This is a genomic window from Methylobacter luteus IMV-B-3098 (assembly GCF_000427625.1).
Lineage (GTDB): Bacteria > Pseudomonadota > Gammaproteobacteria > Methylococcales > Methylomonadaceae > Methylobacter > Methylobacter luteus.
The window spans coordinates 1,541,281-1,565,035 of the sequence record NZ_KE386569.1; the positions used below are offsets into that span (position 1 = coordinate 1,541,281).

Annotated in this window: 24 protein-coding genes; 12 read left to right on the forward strand and 12 right to left on the reverse strand. The window is 56.5% G+C overall.

The window, feature by feature from the left end; genetic code table 11:
- Positions 1-242 precede the first annotated feature (242 nt).
- From METLU_RS0108960 to METLU_RS0109010, 10 genes are all read left to right on the forward strand, one after another.
- A complete protein-coding gene (locus tag METLU_RS0108960; RefSeq protein ID WP_027157923.1) occupies positions 243-548 on the forward strand; it encodes a hypothetical protein in 306 nt (101 codons plus the stop codon).
- 663 nt (positions 549-1,211) lie between these two features.
- On the forward strand, positions 1,212-3,125 hold the full coding sequence (locus tag METLU_RS0108970; protein WP_027157925.1) for a methanol/ethanol family PQQ-dependent dehydrogenase: 1,914 nt from the start codon (positions 1,212-1,214) through the stop codon (positions 3,123-3,125).
- On the forward strand, positions 3,106-3,957 hold the full coding sequence (locus METLU_RS0108975; RefSeq protein WP_051299842.1) for a substrate-binding domain-containing protein: 852 nt from the start codon (positions 3,106-3,108) through the stop codon (positions 3,955-3,957). The genes METLU_RS0108970 and METLU_RS0108975 overlap by 20 nt, the downstream gene beginning before the upstream one ends.
- On the forward strand, positions 3,954-4,520 hold the full coding sequence (locus tag METLU_RS24915; protein WP_027157927.1) for a c-type cytochrome: 567 nt from the start codon (positions 3,954-3,956) through the stop codon (positions 4,518-4,520). Before METLU_RS0108975 ends, METLU_RS24915 begins: the two co-directional genes overlap by 4 nt.
- A complete protein-coding gene (gene coxB / locus METLU_RS0108985) occupies positions 4,513-5,541 on the forward strand; it encodes a cytochrome c oxidase subunit II (protein WP_051299843.1) in 1,029 nt (342 codons plus the stop codon). Before METLU_RS24915 ends, coxB begins: the two co-directional genes overlap by 8 nt.
- A gap of 11 nt (positions 5,542-5,552) precedes the next feature.
- Positions 5,553-7,466 carry a cytochrome c oxidase subunit I gene (gene ctaD / locus METLU_RS0108990; RefSeq protein ID WP_027157929.1) on the forward strand — a complete coding sequence of 638 codons (1,914 nt, stop codon included), beginning with the start codon at positions 5,553-5,555 and terminating at the stop codon, positions 7,464-7,466.
- Positions 7,463-8,074: a cytochrome c oxidase subunit 3 gene (locus METLU_RS0108995; protein WP_027157930.1), complete on the forward strand. Its 612-nt coding sequence runs from the start codon at positions 7,463-7,465 to the stop codon at positions 8,072-8,074. Before ctaD ends, METLU_RS0108995 begins: the two co-directional genes overlap by 4 nt.
- A gap of 10 nt (positions 8,075-8,084) precedes the next feature.
- Positions 8,085-8,465 carry a hypothetical protein gene (locus METLU_RS26670; RefSeq protein ID WP_051299844.1) on the forward strand — a complete coding sequence of 127 codons (381 nt, stop codon included), beginning with the start codon at positions 8,085-8,087 and terminating at the stop codon, positions 8,463-8,465.
- A complete protein-coding gene (locus METLU_RS24925) occupies positions 8,462-9,403 on the forward strand; it encodes a cytochrome c oxidase assembly protein (RefSeq protein WP_051299845.1) in 942 nt (313 codons plus the stop codon). The genes METLU_RS26670 and METLU_RS24925 overlap by 4 nt, the downstream gene beginning before the upstream one ends.
- The gene (locus METLU_RS0109010; RefSeq protein ID WP_027157931.1) at positions 9,400-9,804 is read left to right on the forward strand and encodes a c-type cytochrome; all 405 of its coding nucleotides are present in this window, start codon (positions 9,400-9,402) and stop codon (positions 9,802-9,804) included. The genes METLU_RS24925 and METLU_RS0109010 overlap by 4 nt, the downstream gene beginning before the upstream one ends.
- A gap of 65 nt (positions 9,805-9,869) precedes the next feature.
- On the opposite strand, the gene METLU_RS0109015 is transcribed toward METLU_RS0109010, so the two are convergent.
- From METLU_RS0109015 to METLU_RS0109055, 7 genes are all read right to left on the reverse strand, one after another.
- On the reverse strand, positions 9,870-10,685 hold the full coding sequence (locus tag METLU_RS0109015) for an SDR family oxidoreductase (RefSeq protein WP_027157932.1): 816 nt from the start codon (positions 10,683-10,685) through the stop codon (positions 9,870-9,872).
- A 44-nt stretch (positions 10,686-10,729) separates the two neighbouring features.
- On the reverse strand, positions 10,730-11,572 hold the full coding sequence (locus METLU_RS0109020; protein WP_027157933.1) for an SMP-30/gluconolactonase/LRE family protein: 843 nt from the start codon (positions 11,570-11,572) through the stop codon (positions 10,730-10,732).
- A gap of 235 nt (positions 11,573-11,807) precedes the next feature.
- Positions 11,808-12,344 carry a gluconokinase gene (locus tag METLU_RS0109025; protein WP_051299846.1) on the reverse strand — a complete coding sequence of 179 codons (537 nt, stop codon included), beginning with the start codon at positions 12,342-12,344 and terminating at the stop codon, positions 11,808-11,810.
- 270 nt (positions 12,345-12,614) lie between these two features.
- Positions 12,615-12,860: an N-ATPase subunit AtpR gene (locus METLU_RS29145; RefSeq protein WP_081679058.1), complete on the reverse strand. Its 246-nt coding sequence runs from the start codon at positions 12,858-12,860 to the stop codon at positions 12,615-12,617.
- 216 nt (positions 12,861-13,076) lie between these two features.
- Positions 13,077-13,508, reverse strand: a complete 432-nt coding sequence (locus METLU_RS26675; RefSeq protein ID WP_051299847.1) for an acyl carrier protein — start codon at positions 13,506-13,508, stop codon at positions 13,077-13,079.
- Positions 13,509-13,523: 15 nt separating this feature from the next.
- Positions 13,524-16,586 carry an efflux RND transporter permease subunit gene (locus METLU_RS24935; RefSeq protein ID WP_036242973.1) on the reverse strand — a complete coding sequence of 1,021 codons (3,063 nt, stop codon included), beginning with the start codon at positions 16,584-16,586 and terminating at the stop codon, positions 13,524-13,526.
- Positions 16,583-17,677 (reverse strand): efflux RND transporter periplasmic adaptor subunit, encoded by a 1,095-nt coding sequence (locus METLU_RS0109055; protein ID WP_027157936.1) that lies wholly within the window; start codon positions 17,675-17,677, stop codon positions 16,583-16,585. Before METLU_RS0109055 ends, METLU_RS24935 begins: the two co-directional genes overlap by 4 nt.
- Before the next feature lie 427 nt (positions 17,678-18,104).
- Between METLU_RS0109055 and METLU_RS24940 the strand changes: the two genes are divergently transcribed.
- Both METLU_RS24940 and METLU_RS0109065 read left to right on the forward strand, forming a co-directional pair.
- Positions 18,105-18,359: a GtrA family protein gene (locus METLU_RS24940; RefSeq protein ID WP_027157937.1), complete on the forward strand. Its 255-nt coding sequence runs from the start codon at positions 18,105-18,107 to the stop codon at positions 18,357-18,359.
- 47 nt (positions 18,360-18,406) lie between these two features.
- Complete coding sequence (locus METLU_RS0109065; RefSeq protein WP_027157938.1) at positions 18,407-19,855, forward strand: hypothetical protein; 1,449 nt, start codon at positions 18,407-18,409, stop codon at positions 19,853-19,855.
- 40 nt (positions 19,856-19,895) lie between these two features.
- Here METLU_RS0109065 and METLU_RS0109070 read toward each other — a convergent pair whose 3' ends face one another.
- From METLU_RS0109070 to METLU_RS24950, 5 genes are all read right to left on the reverse strand, one after another.
- Positions 19,896-20,342, reverse strand: coding sequence for a BON domain-containing protein (locus tag METLU_RS0109070; RefSeq protein WP_027157939.1), 447 nt, complete (start codon positions 20,340-20,342; stop codon positions 19,896-19,898).
- 100 nt (positions 20,343-20,442) lie between these two features.
- A complete protein-coding gene (locus METLU_RS27270) occupies positions 20,443-20,601 on the reverse strand; it encodes a DUF3309 family protein (protein ID WP_036242975.1) in 159 nt (52 codons plus the stop codon).
- 68 nt (positions 20,602-20,669) lie between these two features.
- A complete protein-coding gene (locus tag METLU_RS27275; RefSeq protein WP_081679059.1) occupies positions 20,670-20,795 on the reverse strand; it encodes a DUF3096 domain-containing protein in 126 nt (41 codons plus the stop codon).
- 485 nt (positions 20,796-21,280) lie between these two features.
- The gene (locus METLU_RS0109085; protein WP_155920511.1) at positions 21,281-21,820 is read right to left on the reverse strand and encodes a hypothetical protein; all 540 of its coding nucleotides are present in this window, start codon (positions 21,818-21,820) and stop codon (positions 21,281-21,283) included.
- A 276-nt stretch (positions 21,821-22,096) separates the two neighbouring features.
- The gene (locus METLU_RS24950; RefSeq protein WP_051299848.1) at positions 22,097-23,428 is read right to left on the reverse strand and encodes a right-handed parallel beta-helix repeat-containing protein; all 1,332 of its coding nucleotides are present in this window, start codon (positions 23,426-23,428) and stop codon (positions 22,097-22,099) included.
- Positions 23,429-23,755: the final 327 nt, after the last annotated feature.

A 23,755-nucleotide genomic window follows, 5' to 3' on the forward strand; every position in this document is an offset into this window, starting at 1 on the left:
GATTTGCCTGAGTCTCCATCCATGGCTGCCGCATCATTCCGTGCCGCGCATTTTATATGGTTATAAGTTTCCGGCGCCGCCTGTATTTCCTGCATGGCAGCCTGTCTTAACGGCCTCTAACACAAATGGCACCGAATTATCGCCAGATCGCCCAAACTGAGACTGATGAGAAAATTATTGCAATTTATCCGGGGTGATGCAAAATTGCCTGTTTTTTTTACCGGATGAGAGAACAGACTATCATGCAAAAAAATATCGGCATTCGCCTCAGTTTAGCTATCGCCAGTTTGCCTTTACTCCTGATTGGTTGCGCCGGCGATCAACCGCCGCCGCCATCACCGATTCTCTCCGGCGATCAGATGATGCGCGAAAGTCAGGGCATGGCACAGCTGGGCAGTCGCTGGCAGCAAGGCAAACGAATGGTCGAGCAAGGCGAGAATCTGCAAGTCGAAGGTCAGTCGAAAATCGATGAAGGGCGCCGGATGACTGAAGAAGGCCAGAAAATCATGCGCGAGACCGAGGAAGGCTATAAAAACATCAAACAATAACTTCTTAATCAGTGATGTTTTGCCAAGGTGAAATGGCTATCCTGACGCCAGATTGCCCTCTTTCTGCATAAGGGCGGAAGCCATCAGACTGGACTCACTGATCGCTCAGCCCGGTTTCGGCACGCCTTTAATGTTTCTTCAGGACATGGCTAGCGCCTGCCGCTGACCAGCCTCGTTCAATCTCATCATTATAAAAGCGAAAAGCCGTTTGCAACCTGCGGGCGGCTTCATCCGCGGCACCTGCCACCTTATCATGCCTGGACGGACGACTGAAGTCGCCCCGCATACCTGCAATCAGCGGTTGTGAAGTATCGATAAAGCTCGTTATCAACGGCAACAGAGTGGCAGCAAGACGAGCGTTGCCAGTCTATGATTTCGCTATGCGAGCCAACGCAGTCGCCGCCAGATGTCCCGGAATGCTAGCCGGCTTCGCACTTTTCCAGCATCGAATCTCCAGCCAGACAGCCAGCGGGTCAGTTTATGTGTACTGAGAGCCCAGCTTCGTGCATCAATTTTTTTCCCTGTTAAAGAGAAAAATTGAACCAAATCGATTGCTCCGGTTACAAATTCAGTGTATCGCGATTCCATACGGATATCAGCGTACGAGTTCGCTCAAAAAGTTACTAGAACCTCCCAAATAACAACAAAGAGTGTAGTAATCATATGACGCCATACCGGACCGCTGACATCGCGTTTTTTACTACCGCCGCGAAATCGCTGGCGCTTCTCGCTATCCTGTTCGCTCTCGTCGCTGCCGATACGTCTGCACAAGACAAGCAGGGAACGCAAGCCGGACCTCCGGAGGGAGCCAGCGTGCTTCCGCTCAGGGAACACTACCAGGACCTCAAACCCCACTCGGGGGCAGCGCTGCCAGGCTGGCTCACCGGCAAGGAAGAGAGCCGATGGGAAATGCCGGCCAAGAATTATGCGGGCACGCGCTACAGCACTCTGGACCAGATCAACACGGAAACCGTCAAAAATCTCCGGCTGGCCTGGAGCTTCTCCACCGGACAGACCAACGGCCATGAGGCGGCGCCCGTAGTGGTCAACGGGATCATGTATGTGATCACACCCTATCCCAATATCGTCTATGCCCTGGATCTTGCCAAGGGCGGCGCCTTGAAATGGAAGTACAATCCGCTGCCGCAGGCCGCAGCCCAGGGCGTGGCCTGCTGCGACGTGGTGAACCGGGGACTGGTCTATGCCGACGGCAAGATCCTGTTCAATACGCTTGATACTCATGCCATTGCGCTCGATGCCGAAACCGGCCGGGAACTCTGGAAAACCAGGCTCGGCGACATCAACCTGGGCGAAACCATCACCATGGCGCCCCTCGTGGTCAAGGACAAGATGCTGGTGGGCAACAGCGGCGGGGAAATGGGCGTGCGCGGCTGGCTGAAGGCCGTGGACATCAACAGCGGCAAAGTCGCCTGGACCGCCTACAGCACCGGGCCTGACAAAGAGGTCCTGATCGGTCCCGATTTCAAGCCCTTCTATGCCAAGGACCAGGGCACCGATCTGGGTGCAAGCAGCTGGCCGCCGGATATGTGGCGGATCGGCGGCGGCGCCGTGTGGGGCTGGATCTCCTACGATCCTGACCTCAATCTCATTTACTACGGCACCGGCAATCCCGGTCCCTGGAATCCCGACCAGCGCCCCGGCGACAACAAGTGGACCCTGACCATCTTCGCCCGCAACCCGGACAACGGCCAGGCGGCCTGGGCCTACCAGATCGAAGCCCATGATCTTTACGATTACGACGGCGTCAATGAACTGATTCTGCTGGACCTGCCAGTCAACGGGCAGATGCGCAAAACGCTGATCCGGCCCGAGCGCAACGGCCACATCTACGTGATGGACCGGGCCACCGGCGAGGTGCTGTCCGCCGAAACCTACGCCCACGTCAACGTCACCAACGGTATCGACCTGCAGACGGGCGAGCCGAGGAAAGTGGCAGACAAGAAGACCGGCCTCGGCAAGGCGGTCCACAACATCTGTCCGGCGGCGCCCGGCGCCAAGGATTGGCAGCCTTCCGCCTATTCCGCCCAGACCGGGCTGCTCTACATCCCGCACAACAACCTGTGCATGGACATGCGCGGCACCGAGGCCAACTATATTGCCGGCACGCCGTTCGTCGGCGCCGAAGTGAAGATGCACCCCGGCCCCGGCGGCCATCGCGGCGAATTCTCGGCCTGGGACCCGGTGGCAGCCAAAAAAATGTGGAGCATCAAGGAACTGTTCCCGGTCTGGAGCGGCACGGTGGCCACGGCCGGCGACGTGGTTTTCTACGGCACCATGGATCGCTGGTTCAGGGCGGTCCATGCCCGGACCGGCGAAATTCTCTGGCAGTTCCGGGTGGGCTCCGGCATCATCGGCCAGCCCGTCACCTATCTGGGCCCGGACGGCAAGCAGTACGTCGCCATTCTCGCCGGGGTCGGCGGCTGGTCCGGCGCCATCGTGCCGGGCGAACTGGACGCCCGGGACGGCACCGCGGCCCTCGGTTTCGTCAATGCCATGAAAGACCTGCCCAAACACACGAACAAGGGAGGCGCGCTGTATGTCTTCGCCCTGCCCTGATTGCAGCCGCATTCCCGGCCGGCTTCTGGCCGGCGCCCTGCTCGCCTGGAGTCTGGCGGCCCAGCCGGCCTTAGCCCGCCAGCTGCGGGTCTGCGCCGACCCCAATAACCTGCCCTTTTCCAATGCCCGGCAGGAGGGCTTCGAGAACCGGATCGCCGAGATTCTGGCCCATGAATTGAAGGCGACGCTCCATTACACCTGGTGGGCCCAGCGCCGCGGCTTCATCCGCAACACCCTCAAGGCCGGCAGTTGCGACCTGGTCATGGCCGTGCCGGCCGGGTTTGAAATGGTCGATACCACCGCCCCTTATTACCGCTCCACGTATGTGTTCGTCCATCGAAAGAACAGTCCCTACCGGGTCCGCTCCTTCAGCGACCCCCTCCTGCGCAGCGCCAAAGTGGGGGTGCATCTGATGGGCGATGACTATGCCAATACGCCGCCGGCCCACGCCCTGTCCCGGCACCATATCATCGACAACGTGGTCGGCTTCCCGATTTACGGCGATTACAGCCAGCCCAATCCGCCGGCGCGGATTCTCGACGCCCTGGCCGAGGGGCGGATCGACGTGGCCATCGTCTGGGGCCCTCTGGCCGGCTTCTTTGTCCGCCGGGAGCCGGTGCCGCTGGCAATGACGCCTGTCTCGCCCGCCCTGGACCAGGCCTTTCTGCCCATGGAGTATGACATCGCCATGGGCGTCCGCCACGGCGAAAAGGTCTTCAAGGCCGAAATCGAGGCGGCGCTGAAGCGGCGGCATGACGATATCCAGAAAATCCTCGGCGCCTACGGCATTCCTCAGGTCGCATCCGCCGACAGGCAGGGGGCTGAGCAATGAAACTCTGCCTATTTCAACCAATTGTGAAAGCCGGGCTGGCGGCCCTGCTGCTGATTCTGCTGGCGGGCTGCGAGCGCGAACAGCAGGCCACGCGGGAAGGCCCTGCGGCCCGCATGGCGCCGGCCGGCATGCCCATGGTGGACCTGCAGCCGGGCCTGCCCACGGAGCGCCCGAAGATAGCCAATCCTTATGAAGGTCAGGTGCATGCCATCAACGAGGGTAGACGGCTCTACGCCTGGTTCAACTGTATCGGCTGCCATGCCGGCGGTGGCGGCGGCATGGGGCCTCCGCTGATGGACGATCACTGGATTTACGGCAGCGAGCCTGCCGCCATTTTCGCGACCATCATGGAAGGACGGCCGAATGGCATGCCGTCCTTCCACGGTCGGATTCCGGAAGATGATGTCTGGAAAATTGTCGCCTACGTCCGCTCCCTGAGCGGTCTGGGCACGAAGCTGCTTGAAGGCACCCGGAGCCTGCCCTTGCAGGACGAGGCGTCCGGCAACCTGAAGCAAGGGCCCAAGGAGCTGAAGCAGTATCACAAGGAGGCCGCCGATGACTAGCGCATGGCCCGCCATGAACCTTCACAGGCTGCGCCCTGTCAGCCTTGCCTTAAGCGGCGCCCTGCTGACGGCCTGCGCAGGCCGTCAGTCCGCCCTGGACCCTCAAGGGCCTGTAGCCGAACGGATCACGCTGTTTTTCTGGATCATGGTCAGCGTGGCGGGAGTCATCCTGGCGCTGGTGCTGATCCTGCTGCTGGCAGGCCAGTTCCGCGGCTGGCGGCAGAGGCAGCACAGGCCCCTGACCTATATCCAGAGCCGCAATCTCGTGATTGCCGCAGGCCTGGTCATGCCCGTCGTAGTCCTGCTCGCCTTCAGTCTTTCCAGCGCGGCGACCGACCGTGTGCTGGCCAAGCCGCTGCCGGCGGATGTCCTCACCATTGAAGTGATCGGGCGCCAGTGGTGGTGGGAGGTGCACTATCTGGACAGCCGGCAGAACCGCATCGCCACCACCGCCAACGAAATCCATATTCCGGTAGGGCGGCCGGTACGCCTGCTGCTGAAGGCTGCCGACGTCATTCACAGTTTCTGGGTACCCAATCTCAACGGCAAAACCGACCTGATTCCGGGCAAGACCAACACCAGCTGGGTCCAGGCCGACCGGCCGGGTACTTTCCGCGGCCAGTGCGGGGAATTCTGCGGCCTGCAGCATGCCCGCATGGCCTTTCTCGTGGAGGCCCAGCCGGTCGCGGAATTCCAGACCTGGCTGGACCGCCAGAAGCAGCCGGCGGCAATGCCTGTCGATCCGGCTCTGGCGCGCGGCCAGGAAGTCTTCCTGTCCTCCCAGTGCATTATGTGCCACTCGGTGCGCGGCACCAGAGCGCAAGGCCGCGTAGCGCCGGATCTAACCCACTTCGGCAGCCGGCAGACCCTGGCCGCCGCCTCCATGCCCAATTCCCGGGGGCATCTGGCAGGCTGGATTCTCAATCCCCAAGGCATCAAGCCGGGCAACTTCATGCCTCCGACCCAGCTGGCTCCGGACGATCTGTCCGCCCTGCTGGATTATCTGCACAGTCTCAGGTAAGCGGCCGAACCATGACACAACATGAAAGGACCCAAGTCATCGATTCCAGCGAGGAGACCCGTCTTTTGACCGAAGTCTGGCGCTCGCCGCCGGGCTTTTTCGGCTGGTTCACGCATGTGAACCAGACCAGCATCGGCAAGCGCTTCATCATCACCGGATTCGTGTTCTTCATCCTGGGCGGACTGCTGGCGGCGCTCATGCGCATCCAGCTGTCCGCGCCGGAAAACAATTTCCTGCCCCCGGACCTGTACAACCAGATCTTCACCATGCACGGCATCACCATGATGTTCCTGTTCGCCGTGCCGATCATGGAAGGCTTCGCCATCTATATCGTGCCCCTCATGCTGGGCACCCGGGATATGAGTTTTCCCAGGCTCAATGCCTTCGGCTATTACGTCTACCTGATCGCCGGCGTCGCGATGTACCTGGCCCTGTTTCTGAACATGGCCCCGGCCGTGGGCTGGTTCGCCTACCCGCCGCTGGCCGACGCGAAATACTCGCCGGGCATGGGCGTGGATTTTTACGCCACGGTCGTCACCTTCATGGAGATTTCCGCGCTGGTAGCGGCAGTGGAGCTGATCGCCACCATCTTCAAGCAGCGGGCGCCGGGCATGTCATTGAACCGCATGCCCCTGTTCGTCTGGGCCGTCCTGGTCATGTCCTTCATGATCGTCTTCGCGATGCCGCCGCTGATGGTGGGCAGCGTCATGCTGGCGCTGGACCGCACCGTCGGCACCCACTTTTTCGTTCCCGGCACCGGCGACCCACTCCTGTGGCAGCACCTGTTCTGGTTCTTCGGGCATCCGGAGGTGTATATCATCCTGATTCCGGCCCTGGGCATGATCTCCGACATCATCACCACCTTCACCCAGCGGCCCGTTTTCGGCTACACGGCCCTGGTACTGTCCCTGGTCGCCATCGGCTTCGTCGGCTTCGGCCTCTGGGTACACCATATGTACACGACAGGCATGCCCCATCTGGCCTCCAATTTTTTCACCGCTGCCAGTTCCATGGTCGCCATCCCCAGCGGCGTGCAGATCTTCTGCTGGCTCGCCACCCTGTGGGGCACCCGGCCCCGCTTCGCCACGCCCCTGCTGTATGTGCTCGGCTTTTTCTTCATTTTCGTGATCGGGGGCTTGTCCGGGGTCATGGTGGCCTCCGTGCCGTTCGACACCCAGGTCCATGATACCTATTTCCTGGTCGCCCATTTTCATTATGTCCTGATCGGCGGCGGGGTCTTCCCCCTGTTCGGCGGTCTGTATTACTGGTATCCCAAGCTCACGGGCCGCCTGATGAGCGAAACGCTGGGCAAGGTCAGCTTCTGGCTTACCTTCATCGGCTTCAACCTGACCTTCTTCCCCATGCATTACCTGGGCCTGCAGGGGATGCCGCGCCGGGTCTATACCTATTTCGAGCCGCTCGGCTGGGGCGACATCAACCTGTTCGTGTCGCTGTCGGCCGGGGTGCTGGCTCTGGGCTTTCTGAGCTCTTTTATCAACATCTTCTGGAGCCTGAAGCGGGGCGAGCCGGCCGGGGACAATCCCTGGCATGCCGACAGTCTGGAATGGGGCTGCCCATCGCCACCGCCCGCGTACAATTTCCGCCATATTCCGGTGGTGATAGATCGCCATCCCTTATGGGAATACCAGGAAGGCCAGGACATTCCGGTCGTGACGGGCATCCGCTCCGACCGCCGGGAACTGCTGGTCACCTCGCTCCTCGATGCCCATCCCCAATACCGCTCGGTGATGCCGGGGCCTTCCGTATGGCCGCTGCTGCTGGCCGTGGCTGTGGGCATCGGCTTCGGCGGCTTCATGTTCCACAACATTTTTCCGGTGGTGGGTTTTGTGCTCAGCTTTATCGCCCTGGCCGGCTGGTTCTGGCCGCGGGAGCTGACGAAAGAAGCTCGGGAGGAGCCCTCATGAACACGTTTTCCGCGATTGATGCGAGCAAACTGCCCAGCTATGCTTTCAGCCACTGTGTACCGATATGGTGGGGCATCATCGGCCTGATTGTCGTGGAGGCCACTGTCTTCGCCAGTCTGGTCATCAGTTTCTTCTACCTGCAAACCAATTTCCCCACCTGGCCGCCGGACGGCACCCAGCCGCCGGAACTGCTGAAACCGACCCTCGCCACGCTGGTGCTTCTGGCCAGCGCTATTCCCATGTACTGGGCGGACTCCTCCATCAAGGAAGGCAAGACGTTTCCTTTGAAGGTAGGCCCTCTAATCAGCATCGCCCTGGCCCTCGTCTTCCTGATCATGAAGGCCATCGAGTACCGCGACATCGGCTTCCGCTGGGACACGCACGCTTACGGCTCCGTGGTATGGGCCATTGCCGGCTTCCACAGCGCCCACGTGCTGGCTCTGATCCTGAAAACCGCCGTCGTCACTACTTTGGCCTGGCAGAATTATTTCAACAGCAAACGGCGCATCGGCGTTACTGTCAACGGGCTCTACTGGTATTTCGTCGTGGTCGTCTGGATTCCTTTGTACATGACCATCTACTGGGCTTCCCATCTGCTGCAAAGCTAAGGAGATCACTTTGGAAAAGCGCGACCCCTTATCCTATTTCATGCAGCACAAAGGCATCGCTGCCCTGTGGGGTGGCGTGCTGCTGGCGCCGTTCGCCTGGGCCCTGCAATTAGGTGTCGGTTATGCCCTGGTCGATCGGATCTGCGAGAGCGGCCACAGCTTTCTGCATCACCTGCTGGCCCTGGTCGCCCTGCTGATCGCCGCCGCCGGCCTCTATCTGGCCTGGCACAGCTGGCATATTGCGGGGCCGCAGTGGCCTGACAGCGGCGGCGATCCGATCTCGCGCAGCCGCTTCATGGCCCTGGGCGGCCTGATGCTCTCGGTTTTTTTCACGGTCGCGATCATCGCCCAATGGCTGCCCACCCTGATTCTGGACCCTTGCTCAAGATGACCGGCCTTAAGCTTTTTGTCCGTCGTCTGATTCTGTCAGCCCTGGCCGCGCCCGCCGCCGCGCATGCCCACTGGGAAACGCCTATCGACCGGAACAGCCTATGGACAGCCTGGAACACGGACCTGGCCGTTCTGATCCCGCTGGGATTATCGGGAGGCCTTTACGCCGCCGGTCTTTTCCGTCTCTGGCGGCATACCCGGATGGGCGGGGGCATCCGGCGGCGCGAGGCGGCGGCCTTTGCCGCAGGGTGGCTGACGCTTTTCATCGCCCTGGTTTCGCCACTGGACGCCCTGAGCAATGAGCTTTTTGCGGCCCATATGGTCCAGCATGAAATCATGATGCTGGTGGCGGCCCCTTTTCTGGTAGTCAGCAAGGTCTTTCCGGCCTGGCTCTGGGGCCTGCCGGCAGGCTGGCGCAAGGGCGCTGAAATTCTGGCGAGAAGCCGACCCCTGGCTGCCCTCTGGGCTTTCAGCACCCGGCCTCTGATCGCATGGCTCATCCATGCCTTGATCCTGTGGCTCTGGCATATCCCCTTTCTTTTCCAGGCGGCGTTAGGGAATAATGGGATACACATCCTCCAGCACCTGGGTTTTCTGGTTTCCGCGCTGCTGTTCTGGTGGGCCATGGTGGAGCGACGACAGGGTATCGCCAACAGACTGATGGGAGCCTTCTACATTTTCACCACGGCTATTCACACCAGCATTCTCGGCGCCCTGCTGACTTTCACTTCCAGCCCCTGGTATCCTGTTTATGCCGTCACGACGCCCGTCTGGGGCTTTTCGCCCGTCGAGGACCAGCAGCTCGGCGGCCTGATCATGTGGGTGCCGGGCGGCGCTGTCTTCGTGATCGTGACCCTGCTGTCGCTGATGCGTTACTTTCAGGAGGCTGAACAGGGCTCGCGGCAAAGCCGGGATCTGCTTCTGGACAAACGGAGATGAGTATGGGAGAGGCTATGCCGGCAAAAATTCTCGCTCTGGGTATTCTCCTCCTCTGTCTGGTCGGGCTTTCGGCCTGCGTTCCGGACAAACAGGACAAGCTGCAGTCCCAGGTGATCGGCGGCGATCCCGGGCGCGGCAAAGTCGCACTCTACAACTATGGCTGCGGCAGCTGCCATACCATTCCCGGCGTGACCGGCGCCAACGGCCTGGTCGGCCCGCCCCTGGCCGGAGTCGGGAAGCGCTGGTATCTGGCGGGCGTGATTCCCAATACGCCGGACAACATGGTCGCCTGGATCATGAATCCGCAACGGATCGATCCGAAGACGGTCATGCCTGCCCTGAATGTACCGGAAGCGACGGCCCGCGACATGGTGACGTACCTGTACAGCGCCTCGAAATAGCAGCCCTGCCCAGCACTTTCATGGTATTGACGATGGATTGCAGAGCGCTTCAAGGGTTTTCATGTTCAGCCGCCCTCGCGAAATCCCGGATATAACGTCATGCCGCCATCGATGTAAAGGGTCGTGCCGACCACATAATCGGAGGCATCGGAGGCCAGCCAGACCGCCGCATGACCGATATCCATCGGCTCGCCTATCCGCTCATAAGGAATCAGTTTAAGCAGCTCCCTTTCCGCTTCAGACGTCTCCCAGGCCGAACGGTTGATCGGCGTACGGATCGCTCCCGGTGAAATGGCATTGACCCGGATTCTCTGATGGGCGACTTCCTGCGCCAGACTTTTCATGAACATGAGCACTCCGCCCTTCGAGGCAGCGTAATTGATATGCCCGGCCCATGGAATGACATCATGCACCGACGACATGCAGATGATTTTGCCCATAGCGCTGGATAACTCGGGAATCAGGCCGCGCCGCAGAAATTCCTTGACCGCTTCCCGCGCGCAGAGAAACTGGCCAGTCAGATTGACGGCCAACACCTTATTCCACTGAGCCAGCGTCATCTCGGCAACAGGCGAGTCGAGCTGGATGCCGGCATTGGCGACTAAAATATCGAGACTGCCCCAGCGTTTGATGACGATTTCAAACATCAGCTTGACCTCTTCTTCACAGCTTACATCAGCCTGCACGGCGAAAGCCTCGCCGCCGCCTGCCTGAATCTCGTCGACCAGTTTCTGCGCGTCTTCGGCATCGGACACGTAATTGATCGCCACGCGCGCACCCGCTTCGGCCATCGCACGGGCGACCGCCGCGCCGATGCCGGAGCTGCCGCCGGTGATTAAGGCACGTTGTCCGCTTAATGTCTTTTCGATCAGTAATGGCATGTCTGGGCTCTCACTCTGGTTGATAAATTGTCCATCCGAAAAATTTAAGGCAGCCCTGCACCCGGTACGGCGACTTCGGCAACCTCGATGCGCCCCGATTTCATTATCATGGCCTGGTACGGATCATCCGTTTCGGCAGTCGTCACGAACAAGGTTCGCCGGTCCGGCCCGCCCAGCATGCAGGCGTAAGGGATGCCTGTCGGGCGAACAAGGGATAAAACATCACCGCCCTGGCTGACCCGAAGCACCGAACGTGTCGCGGGACTGGCGACCCACAGCGCGCCATCTTTGTCCAGACAGATGCCGTCCGGCGTCGCATCACCCAGGCTGGCCCAGAGATGGGGCGAATGCAGCAGGCCGTCGTCGCCGATCAGGAAGGCGGTCAGGCGGGAGGCAAAGGTTTCCGCCACGATGAGCGTAGTGCCGTCCGGCGTAATAGCGCTGCCGTTCGGAAAGACCAGCCCTTGCGCCGCTATCCGGCACTGACCGTCGGGCTCAACCGCAATGAGATGGGTTTCAGCCGGCGGCGCGCCGCCATGCAGGTCGTAGCCGAAATTGCCGACATAAGCCCGGCCTTCAGCCGTGACGACCATGTCATTGCAGTGGAACGGGGTCAGGTCGGACAGATCGGCATGCAGAACCAGACTATGGCCGATTATGCGATAAACCGCCCGCTCGCTCATGGCCACGACCAGCGGCGTGCCGTCGGGCAGCCAGCCCAGGCCACCCGGCAAATCGTCCATTTCCAGCCGGCATTCGGTCTGCCCGTCCGGCGTGACGGTCATGACGCATTTGCCGTGCTGGTCGGTGAACCATAGACGATCATCCCGCCAGCGCGGCGCTTCGGGAAAGGCGAGGCCTGTTACAAGTACTTCGGTGTCATCCATCGTAATTCTCCTGATTATTCAGCGCTTGTTGCGCCATTCTTTGCATTTTTGACAAGCATTAACTTCTTTAATTTAAAGTCAAGTGAGGAAAATGCCGGTCCCGAAAAAAACTGTGGCGCTCTGGCTATGGCACGCATCCTACTGGGCTAAAAGGTTCAGCCTGTAGGCTGGACCGGGGCTTAAGCGGAAACCCGGCTTGGGCAGCCCTAACCCACCAGGTCGAATGAATTCGACCCTACAGGCCTAGATAAACCATTATTGCATCCACAATCGCGTCTACAGGCTGGTCGATATCGACGATCAAGCCATCGCCGGGCAGATCCAGAGTTTCCAGCTGGCTGGCCAGCAGATCCGGCCCCATGAAGTGGTTGTGCCTCTGCGTTAACCGCTTATGCAGGGTTTCATAACTGCCCGTGAGAAAGACAAAATGTACCCGCTCCGGATCCGGACGCAACAGTGCGCGGTAGCGTTCCTTCAATGCCGAACAGGTCAGAATGGCCCGCTCACCTCTAGCCAGGCAAGCCTTGATCTCATCCCGCAGGCGAAGCAGCCAGGGTTCTCTGTCGGCATCATTCAACGGTTCGCCTCGCTGCATCTTGGCCACATTCGCCGCAGGATGATAATCGTCGCCTTCGATGAAGCGCCAGCCCAAGCGTTCGGCCAAGGCCCTGCCCACCGTCGTCTTCCCGGCGCCGGAAACGCCGGCGATGATCAGCACGAAGCCCGGCCGATCGGACAGAGGAGATTTTCTGTCATCAAATTCGTTATTCATGTCTCTATAGCTTCCGGTTCAAAGGAAATAGTTTCAAAAGGCTTTTGCTTCGGCATTTAACGCGCTACAGACAAGATCCGGCAACAAATACGCATATATCGCCAAGGCTGCTGACAGATGCCGGAGCGGCATTGATTTTAATGAAGCCATGCTGCCGCAAAATAATGTTCAGGATCGATAACCATTGTTTAGCCATCATCTGCTAAGCCCCGCACTCTTTTTCTCACCCTGCCGGCTCCTTTTCAAGCGACTTCTGGATATGCCGAATCATTACAAACCGAACCACGAGAGACCCTGCCAAACACAGCATTTCATACTGCCAACCCCAAACGAAATCGCATAAAACCCGGCTGCGATCAGCATATTGCGCAGGATGAAACTGCCCAGCATCCACAATGCCTGATACTGCACCGCAGGCAGGCGGCGCACGGTGAGCCAAAGCCCGTCAAAGTAAATCAGCCTCAGAGTAAGGCTCCGGCGTCCAGATAAACGTTTACGGTCATTGTCGCTCCTTATCGATCCATCGTCGGGCGTTAATACCGCCTTGTGTTACACCTGCAAACAGCAGGGATTCGGCTTGTGTTCTGCCGTCATTGCTCCTGCATCTGCGTAAACTGCCGCAACACGCCGGCTTCCAGGCGCGCCAATGCGCTGCGAGTCAGCCGCGTCCCGCCCCGCTTCCGATACAGACATCAGCACGCCCGGCGCCGGTACAGCGGCGAACCGCGGCATTTATCTGGTGCCGGCTACAGTTGACTTGTGCCAGACCAGATCGACTATGTCTCTGACCGTTACGGCTTTTTCCGCCTCTTCATGTTCAATGATGATATTGAATTCCTTCTCCAGCGCGGCCACGATTTCCACATCGGCCATCGAGTCCAGTTCCCAGAAAAAGGCAAGATTCGTGGAAAAATCATCCTGATCCGTCAATTGGGAAAGATCGGCTTCCAGATGCGCTTCCAGGATGCGCTTGACGCCGATGACAACCTGCTTCGGAACGCCCTCCTGCCGGAAATAGCGTTCATAAAACTCATCATCCGAATGGCTTGGTCTGCCGGCGAAGGCCTTTGCCATGGCATTTGCCTTCTTGTATCGCGGCAGCCAGAGCAGCACGGCGATAAAGGCGATGGTTTCCAGGGTAATAAAAGCAGTCAACAAGTTCATGGGTAATAATTCCTGTTATGAGGCCTGAACAGGCGCCCCGCCCTGATGCCGGTCGCGCGCCAGCAGCAGGTAAAAGGCCGGCACCACGAACAGCGTAAACAACGTGCCGCCGATACCGAGGCCGGTGACAATCACCAGGCCGATATCGAAGCGGCTGGCCGCGCCCGGCCCTGTCGCCAGCAGCAGCGGAACTACGCCGACCAACGTTGATATCGCGGTCATGAGGATGGGCCGTAAGCGGATCCCGGCCGCCTGCTCGACGGCATCGCGTTTGGACAAACCTTCCCGAATCTGCAACTGATTGGCGAATTCGACGATCAGTATGCCGTTTTTCGCCGTCAGGCCGATCAGGGTAATCAGTCCCACCTGCGTGTAAATGTTGAGCGAAGCGAACCCCAGCATCAGAAACGCCAGCGCGCTGGCGATAGACATCGGCACCGAAGTCAGAATGATGAGCGGGTCGCGCCAGCTTTCGAACTGCGCAGCCAGTATCAGATATATAACAAGCAGGGACATAAAGAAAGTAATGATCAGCTCGCTGCCCTGCTGCGCATACTGGCGCGAGCTGCCCGTGTAATCGAAGCTGTAGCCGCGTGGAAACTGGTCGCGGGCCAGTTGCTCCAGATAAGCCATGGCATCGCCCAGAGCCACGCCCGGCGCCGGCGATCCTGAAACCGTCAAACTGTTAAGCTGCTGAAACTGGGTTCGCTTGCTCGGCTCCACCGATTTTTCGATGCGAACCAGCGACGAAAGCGGCACCTGGCCGCCCGATTCCGTGCGCAGGTAATAGTCGCTGAACTTGCTGGTATCGAGGCGGGACGGATCGTCGACCTGCGGTATGACCTTGTAGCTGCGCCCCTGCAGGTTGAAGCGGTTGATATAATTGTCGCCCAGCAGTGCGGCCAGATTGCGGCCGATGTCTGCCATCGACAGGCCCAGGTCGGCGGCCCGGTTGCGGTCGATCACCAGCGTGGCCATGGGCCTCGTGAATTCGACTTCCTTCATCAGGAAGGAAAACTGGCCGCTGGCCGTGGCCGAGTTCACCAGTTGGTCGGCGATCTGATCAAGCCGCGCATAATCGGCATCGGCTTGTATCACGAACTGCAAAGGCAGGCCGCCGCCCGATCCGGGCAGGCTCGGGCGCGGAATCACGGCCGTCTGAAAGCCGGCGATGTCATCGACCTTGGCCTGCAGTTCCGGCTGAATGTCCATTTGCGAGCGCTGCCGCTCGGTCGTCGACGGCATTTTAAATCCGCCGAACACGACGTTGTCGTCGCCGCCGAAGCCGAGCAGCAGAAAGCTTTCGTTGTATTCGGGAATGGTCTCGAAAACTTGCATCAACTCGCGAGTGTAAGCCTCGTTATACTTCAAGGTCGCGGTCTGCGGGCCCGTGGCCATGAAAAACAGAATGCTCTGGTCTTCAGTCGGCGCCAGCTCTTTCTGCGTCAGCTCGAACATGAAATAAATGCTGACCATCACGGCCAGCGCGAAAGCCGGCAGCACCAATGAAAACTCCAGAACCTCATGCAGCACGCGCCGGTAATGCTCGGAAAGGCGGGTAAACAGACGCTCGACAGCACGCTCGAACCTGCCCGCCGCGCCTTTTTCCTTCAGGACTTTCGAACTGAGCATGGGCGCCAGCGTCATCGCCACAATGGTTGATACGATCACGGCCGCGACCAGCGAAAACGCGAATTCGGTAAACAGGGTGCCGACCAGGCCGCCCATGAAGCCGATCGGCATGTAGACCGCGACCAGGGCGACGGTCGTGGCGATAACCGGAAGCACCAGCTCGCGCATGGCATCAATCGCGGCCTGAAAGCGCGGGGTTCCCAGCTCGATGTGGCGGTGCACATTTTCGACAATGACAATGGCATCATCGACAACCAGTCCGATTGCCAGCACCATCGCCAGCATGGTCAGCAGATTGATCGAAAAGCCCGCCAGCAACATCAGAAAAGTGCCGCCGATCAACGACAGCGGCACGGTCACGGACGGCACCAGTGCAGCGCGCACCGAGCCCAGGGACAAATAAATGATTACCAGCACAATCGCGATGGCCTGTACCAGGGTCAGAAAGACTTCATCGATCGAATCCTGAATGAACTGGCTGGCGTCATAAGGCACCAGCACATGCAGGTCCTCGGGCAGTTCGGCCTCAAGGCTGTCCAGCGCCTTGCGCACGTCCTGGGCGACGATCAGCGGATTGGCGCCGGGCGCCTGTTCGATGCCCATGAATATGGCGTCCTTGCCTTTGTACCAGTTGATCGAATCGTAGTCCTCGCTGCCCATTTCGGTATGGGTGACATCGCCGAGGCGCACCAGCGTGCCGTTGCGATTGCCCACGACCAGCCGCCGGAAGTCCCGCTCGCGCGTCACATCGGTCGTGGCGCTCAGGTCCATCATGACGTAGTCGCCCTTGGTCTGGCCCGCGCCCGACAGGTAATTGTTGGTGCGCAACACCTCGGCCACGTCATCGGCGGTCACGCCCAGCGCCGCCATGCGCCGCGGGTCCAGCCAGACGCGCATGGCGAAGGTTTTGTTGCCCAGCAGCTGCGCCTTGCCGACGCCGGCCACGGCCTGCATCTTGGGCTGGATGACGCGAATCATGTAATCGGTGATCTGCGCCGGCGTCAGCGCGTCGCTGTACAGGGCCATATACATCAGCGCCGTCCGGTCGCCGGTCTGCGAGGTGATGACCGGGTCTTCGGCTTCCACGGGCAGCACGTTGCGCTGGCTGGCGACTTTGGCCTGGATTTCGGCGACCGCCGCGCTCGCGCTGTAGTTCAGGCGCATGTGCGCCTCGATCGTGGAGCTGCCCTGCCGGCTGGCCGAGGACAGGTAATCGATGCCGTCGGCCTCGGCGATGGCCTGCTGCAACGGCGTCGTGATAAAGCCCTTGATCAGATCGCTGCTGGCGCCGGGATAGATCGTGGTGATGGTAACGACCGTATCCTCGGTTTTCGGATACTGGCGCACCTCCAGCACGGCGATGGAGCGGATGCCGACCACCAGGATCAGCAGGCTGATGACGCTGGCCAATACCGGCCGCTGGATAAACAGGTCGGTAAATTTCACGATTCGTTCTCGCGTTCGCCGGGCGCGGGCCTGTCGTCGATGCGGACCGGCATGTCGTTGCGCAGTTTGACCTGTCCGGCGCTGACCACGCGCTCGCCGGCCTGCAGGCCCTCGACAATTTGCACGCGGCCCCCGCGCGTTTCGCCCGTCTTCACTTGCCGGCGCTGTACCGTCAGACCCTGTTCGCCGGGCTCGACCACGAATACGGAATCGCCGTAGGGGTTATAGGTGATAGCCGTATCGGGCAGCGTCAACACGTCCTGTTTCCGACTGGAGAGGACCTGTACGTCGGCAAACATGCCCGGACGCAGGATCTGTTCGGGGTTGACCAGCGTCGCGCGCAGCTTTATCGATCGGGTCCCGATATCGATGAGCGGATTCATGGCGCTGATCGCGCCGTTGAACAGCTTGCCCGGGTAGGCTTGCACCGTCACGGTCATTTTCTGGCCGATAGCCAACCCGCCCAGATGCTGTTCGGGCAGCGTGAAATCGACATAAATGGGATCGAGCTTTTGCAGCGGCACGATCGCCGAGCCTTCGGCCAGATACTGGCCTATGTCGACCAGACGAATGCCAAGCTTGCCGTCAAAGGGTGCGCGGATGCGTTTTTTGGCGATCACCGACAGTTTGGCCTTGACGGCCGATTGAGCCTGGGCCAGTTGCGCACGGCTCTGATCGTAGTCGGACCGGGAGACGAATTGTTTGCCGATCAGCTTTTCGTATCGCTCAAACCGGACCTGCGCCAGTTGCGCATCGGCCTGCAGGCCTTTGAGTTCGGCCTCGTCTGTCGATGTATCCAGCGTTATCAGCAACTGGCCTTTCCTGACCGGCTGTCCCGACTCGAAATGAATGGCCGTGATTTTGCCGGCCAGTTCGTTGCTGACGTCAATGCCCGATACCGCGACGAGGCTGCCGACGCTGGTCAAATAAGGCTGCCACTGTTCCCGCTTGACTTCGGTGACCGCCACGACGGCAGGCGGCGGCGCCTGCATCTGGCTTTGCGCCTGTCGGTCCCGATAGAACTTCCAGCCAAACAACCCGCCGAAAATCAGCACGGATAACGTAACGATAAGGAGAATTCGCTTGATCATCGATTCCTGTAATGAGTGTCCGTTGTAGCTCAAAAGCGCGAGGATTGGCTCATTATAAGTTCTAATAACTGCGCCGATTCAAGGTTTTTGTTAACTGATGTACGCAGTTGCAGGGTCGAATTTACTTGTGCCCAGGAGGGTATTCGAGCCGAGACAACACTGGCGTGCCGGCATTAACAGACAGTGCGAATAAATTCGCACCTACATCGCATAAAACATTCGTGCCGTTGGCCAGGAATAACCAATTTAACCAATTGATTTTTATTAAAATAAAATACCGAATGTGGCTTGTTATGTTAGCAATTGACAAGGAGACTGCCTGCCATTAATCTCAGCAACTCGATTGCAGGGAGTGCTAACACGTCGATTGGTTACGGCGTCTTTTTAATGATGCTCCTCTGGGGTAACCTGAGACCAGAACTGGCCAATGCTGTTGTATGGCGCCGGACTGGGGGCTGCTTTCGCACTGAATCGTTTGTTTGTCTTCAAAGGCGCACTCTTCAGTCTTGGAGCGTTCGTCCGATTTTCAATCGGTTTCGTTTCCGCTTTTTCACTAAATCAGGCGATGCTGCTTTATTTGGTTAGCGTGCTCGACATTAGGCCGGAAATCGCTCAGGTGTTTGCCATGAGTACATATACCGTGTTTTTTTATCTGATTAATAAATATTTCGTTTGGAAATAAAAAATATAAACCTTCGGAAGTATTTACCTCAATCCACTCCATAAAAAATGAAAGCCATTCCATTTAACCGGGCACAAACGGCAACCTTAAGAGGGTTCGACCGCATTGCGGCGGCCCTATCGCTAATTTTGCTGATCAGTGTCTATTACTTACTGCTAAATCTTAAAATATTTGGTCATGACGAAGTCCATTATTATCACGATTTCACTTTCAAGTTAAAAGAGGAAGGCCGGTGGATAAACTTTCTTCTTCATCATTGGTTGCGCCAAGTGCCATTGGCGATACATGCAGTATTGTTCGTCTGTGGCTCATGGCTAGTACTTTTTCGCATAGCAAAAAACCTCACGAGAGACATCGGATATTCGGTGGTGATCGCATCCGTTTTGCTTTTGAGTCCCCCCTATATACAGCAAAGTCTGTGGCCGGCAACACTCCTTCCTACAACCCTGGCATTATTGGCATTGAGCTGGCTCGCTGACAAGGGCGTTTCCCATAAAGTGATTTATCCGCTTGGGGGCGTCTTGCTGTTCGGCATGATGCAGAATTGCTATTTTCTTCTTCCTTTATTTTTTCTCCGGCGGAAAGAGCTGGAGCATAAAGACATTGATAAGCCTGGATCCTATTTATTCAGCCATTTGTTTTATTGGATTTCGGGTGCAATTGCGGGGGCTTTGTTCTCGTCTGTCGCAGTATTCATTGCTACGGGACAGGTAGGGATTGTGCCCGCGGAATGGAGACACGCCGCGCCTGTTCACGATTTGAAGAGCCTTGCTCGAAACATACTTTATGTTATCGAAAGCTTCAAAAAACAAGCTTTCCAGCTTTGGAAAAATGGCTCTGGTAATAGTCCCTTTTATATTTCCGGATTAATTTTATTATGTGCTTTTCGCCTTCAATTCTGGCGTTCCGATTTTTCGCGAATCATCATCCTTTTGGCGGTAGGCGCTGCTTTTTTTGCTTTTTCCGTTCCATTGGCGCCGGTTATACAAACCCGAAGCTTGATAGCTCTGTCTGTGGCAATGCTTATCGTGCTGCTTGTTTCTAATCAGCCATCTCTTAGAATTCACTGGCTCAGCATCATTTTATTACTATGGACGGGGTGGAATCTTTCGATCGATGGCCGATCATATTTGAGCGAGCATAAAACCAGGACGGAATCTGTCATGCGGAAAATGCAGACTGTGCTTCCCGATCATCCCTCAAACTATGAGACTGTGGCTATTTTTGGACAGATGGATAAGCGTTACAGGGAAGCGCAAATCTTCAATTCTCCTCCGTATACCAGGTCCATTGTTTTTGCTTCCGGTGCCAAGGATTATTGGGATTGCAGAACAAGCAGCAAGGAATGCGATGTGTTAGCTCACAAGTTTAATCTTGCATCGAGATCCATAAATCAAGCAATCGAATTTATCGGCACAAGCGACAACGTTGCGGTTATTCTTTTAGGGGGTGGAGCAGTTCGCTACAAACCCACTGATGCATCCTCTCCCAGATGACGCATGAAGCCGGCTGACCTTATGCTGCTTCAGGCGACGATTAAATCCTGCTCGGCGCCTTAATGAGCAGCTTGTTCTCGACTGATTTCACGTTTGGGTGACGGCGCGCTATTTCCAAAGCTCTATCCATCGCCTGCTGTGAATTAACAATGCCGCTGAGCGTAACCACGCCGGCAATTGTCGTGACGTTGATATTGGACAAAGCAAGCAACGAATCGTTAAGAAGGTCAGCCTTGATGCGGCTGGAAATAGCTGCGTCGTTGAAGTATTCCCCGGCCTTTTCGGTTTGCTCGCCTAGCGACCGTTGAGCGCCTTGCACGGTTTCACCCGCTCTTGATGCAGCCTGATCAATCTGCCTGCCTGTCCTTTCTCCGAACCCAGGCCCATCCTGCGCGCAGCCGGGCAATGCGATCGCTGTTGTCATAATGACGAGAGCAAAAACGCCATCAGACACGCTGATTCGCCGATACACTTTTTTTGTTTTCATGGCCTAGTCTTTTCAGTCTCCTGACTATATGAATACTTGTCCATCCGCCCGCAGTAATCCTATGTTCAGGATTACTGCTTATGCAAGTCTCCTCCAAGGTCTAGATCGCCCCCAACAGGAGCAAAATCAGAAAAACGACCAGGATCAGCCCGAGTATTCCGCTAGGTCCATACCCCCAGCCTCGACTATAGGGCCAAATGGGAATCGCGCCTAAAATAATCAAGATCAAAACGATCAGTAATATAGTGCTAGTTGCCATAGCAGTTCTCCTTTAAAACGTGAACTTCAGTCCAGAAGATGGATTTCGGTTTGGAACATTACATAAAATTAACGATTCATCAATCCCAGAACCCCAACGACAATTAAATAGATAGCCACGAAATAATTTAAAAACCTGGGCACTATCAATATTAATATGCCTATTATCAAGGCCAGGATAGGTTCGATATTCATGACAGTCTCCTTTTTAAGCAAGCGTTTCAGACCCAGCGCAGCATGTTCATCATCGAAAGATCAAAGTCAGTCTCGCCTGCTGACGGCTGGCACAGCTTATATTTTTACTTCTGGTTTGCATCGCGCGGGAATCATGCTCAGAAACAGTTTAGCGCCAGGATCGAATGCCGTCTGTACAATACCGCACATAGCATGCTATTCAGGGACTGAAATTTTATAAACAGGGCCTTCATTCGGACTCGTCGGACACAGCAGGCTGGGGCTTGCATCAATTGCTGTCAGGCTTCCGGTTACAATAGATAGACTAAAAGTTATTTATTAAAAATTCTCATAAAGTTCCCTTAAAAAGCCAGTTAGATACCGTATTGGCTGTCTAACCGGCTCAGTTGACACAAAATTTTGAAAGCTCTCTTACTATTTAAATAAGCACCTAAGCCCGCTCCATGGCGGTTATCTCTCTGACGCCTGCCTGTTGCCTCTCAACATCATTCTCTTTTGATGCCACTACCACCGGGGATGGCATCTCTCATCATATTGTCACCACCGGGACCGGTGGTATCTTTGTTGATATTTTCACTGTCAGGAGCAGTACCCTTGTCTATATCCGGGCTGATACCTCTTTCACCGCTTGGAGTAGTGTCTCTGTCCATTGGATCACTGCCGGGACGATCTGTGCCTTGCTTGATTCTATCGCCGCCCCGCTCCAGTGTATTGCTGCCTTGATTGCGCACCCTGTCGTCCGTATAGCCTGGTGCCGGCTTGGTGCCTCTGCCGGAACCCTGACTTTCAGTGCCTTGAGCCATTTCCCATTTACCCGATTGTCCCTGGCCACTTCCGGATTGCATAGGCTGATTGCCCGCCCCTTGCTGTTCTCCCGCATGAGGAGGATTGCCCATGTAAATCAGACTGGCGCCGAAAACCAAAGGCAGCCAGAACTTTTTTACAGTAAATTCAACCGTATTGATATTGATAGCGGTCACTGGTTTTGTAGCTATTGTATTCGATGCCTTTTCTATAGCTTTCATGATAGATTCCCCTATTCAAGAATATTGTAGACTTTCAATGTGATCTAAAAACAGTGTCTAACTGCAATATTGCTTCATAGCTTGGATTTGGCTACTTACTGTAAGCGGAGATGCCGCTAATCAGGATTATAAATTCTCGCTTCAACTACCAGGACTTTATTAACGTTCATATCGGGATCTGGATGAACGGGCATCCCGGCAAAAACACCAGGATGCACTAATGAAGATTAGTTACAGAATCTATTGAAGTCAGTGCGTTGCCGCACATTTATAAAGTCACTTTAGAATGACTTCGTTTGATCCCACATTCACATCGCCGGTAGCAGTCACAACAATGCCCTGCTTGCCTTTGTTATTGGGATCCAGCAGTTCAATATAATTTCCCGTAATCAGTATCCGGTCCGATTTAACCGTATCCTCGGTCCTGACGGGTACTTTAATGCCCGTAAAACCAAAATCCTGGGCATGCGTGATGGTATTGTCCAGAATCTGCAGATTCGTGCAGGACGCGCAGCCGATGCCGACATTGCCGACATTGGTGACCTTGTTACCGGCAATCAGCACATTGCTGAAGGCCTCCTCGGTCGCATAGCCGGGATCGACACTGATGCCCCAGCACGTCTGCTCAGCCGCCCCAATGGCTTCAAAAACCGTATTGTCTCTAATGGTCAGATTCTTTACGACACCATGCACCACCAGGGAGACGCCCGCGCATTTGCCGGCAACGAAAGTCGATTTAGTCAAGGTATTGTTGGAAACCGTAATGCCGGAATTACCATTTTGAGCAGATATATAAATACTATGGTTGAATATTTTCCTGGCAAAGCCGTTATTGGTGAACTTGTTGTTGTCGATCACACAGTCATTGCAGCCGCCCAGCCAGCCCTGGCCGTTATTGTTAGTGATTGACGAGTTCCTCAACTCGATATTCTCATTGACCCGATTGGCGCCGGGATTGGCTGCATTAGCGCCCGCCGAGTACATGCCGATATCAAAGCCATCAATAATAACGCCATCGATTGTTACGAAATCCACATCGTTGAACAGGAAGAGGCCGAACCCAGTGCCCTTTCCCTTGAGTGACAGATTTTTGATGACATAGCCTTCGTCATGGTCGGCATTGCCCCCATCCTGGAAATTCAACACGCCGTTGGCGCCACTGCTGGTAATGACCGGTAATCTAGCAGTTGTGGCGGGCATATTAGGCGGTATGTAGTCAGCGATTGTGCACGGCGCATCCGCAGCGCAGTGTTGATTGAACAATCGGGGAAAAGAGGAAGTAAACGTCCCGTTCCGGCAGAACAAAATGGCATCCCCGGCATTCAGGGCGCTAAATCTTGACATGGCAAAATCAAAGGTTGCCCATGGCTCAAAAGGTGATAAACCAGTATTAGTGTTTGCCCCATCATTGCAGACATAGAAATTCTGCGCCTGGACTGGACCGGCAAACAGGCCAAGCAACAGTAAGCCTGCCTTAACAGTAAATAGATATTGCTTTATTGTCACATCTCGAATCAGCTTGATACCGGTATGTTCAATCACATTCATGCCGATAACAGTCAATGGCTTTGTAGCTACCGTATTCGATACTTTATCTATAGTTTTCATAGTCGTTTCCTTTATATAAAAACATTTCGAATCAAATGTAACCTGAAAAAACAGTTTCTAACTGCACATTGCTGCATTGCCTAGGTGTGGCCACAAAAAGCGGCATATAACTTGATGTGTACTTAGTGATGAGTCTGAGTACGCTCAGAAGATAGAATGCGGATATTGCTGAGGTCTGTGCGCTATCACACATAAGGCATCTTTATGCCTAACCGATGTTGTATAGCAATTTTGAATTCAGATGGTTTTAACGGAGTATTCCGGGTAGACAATTCCTGAATCGGGTTTCGTGCACCTGACGGGCAGATACTGCGAAAAAACCTCCCT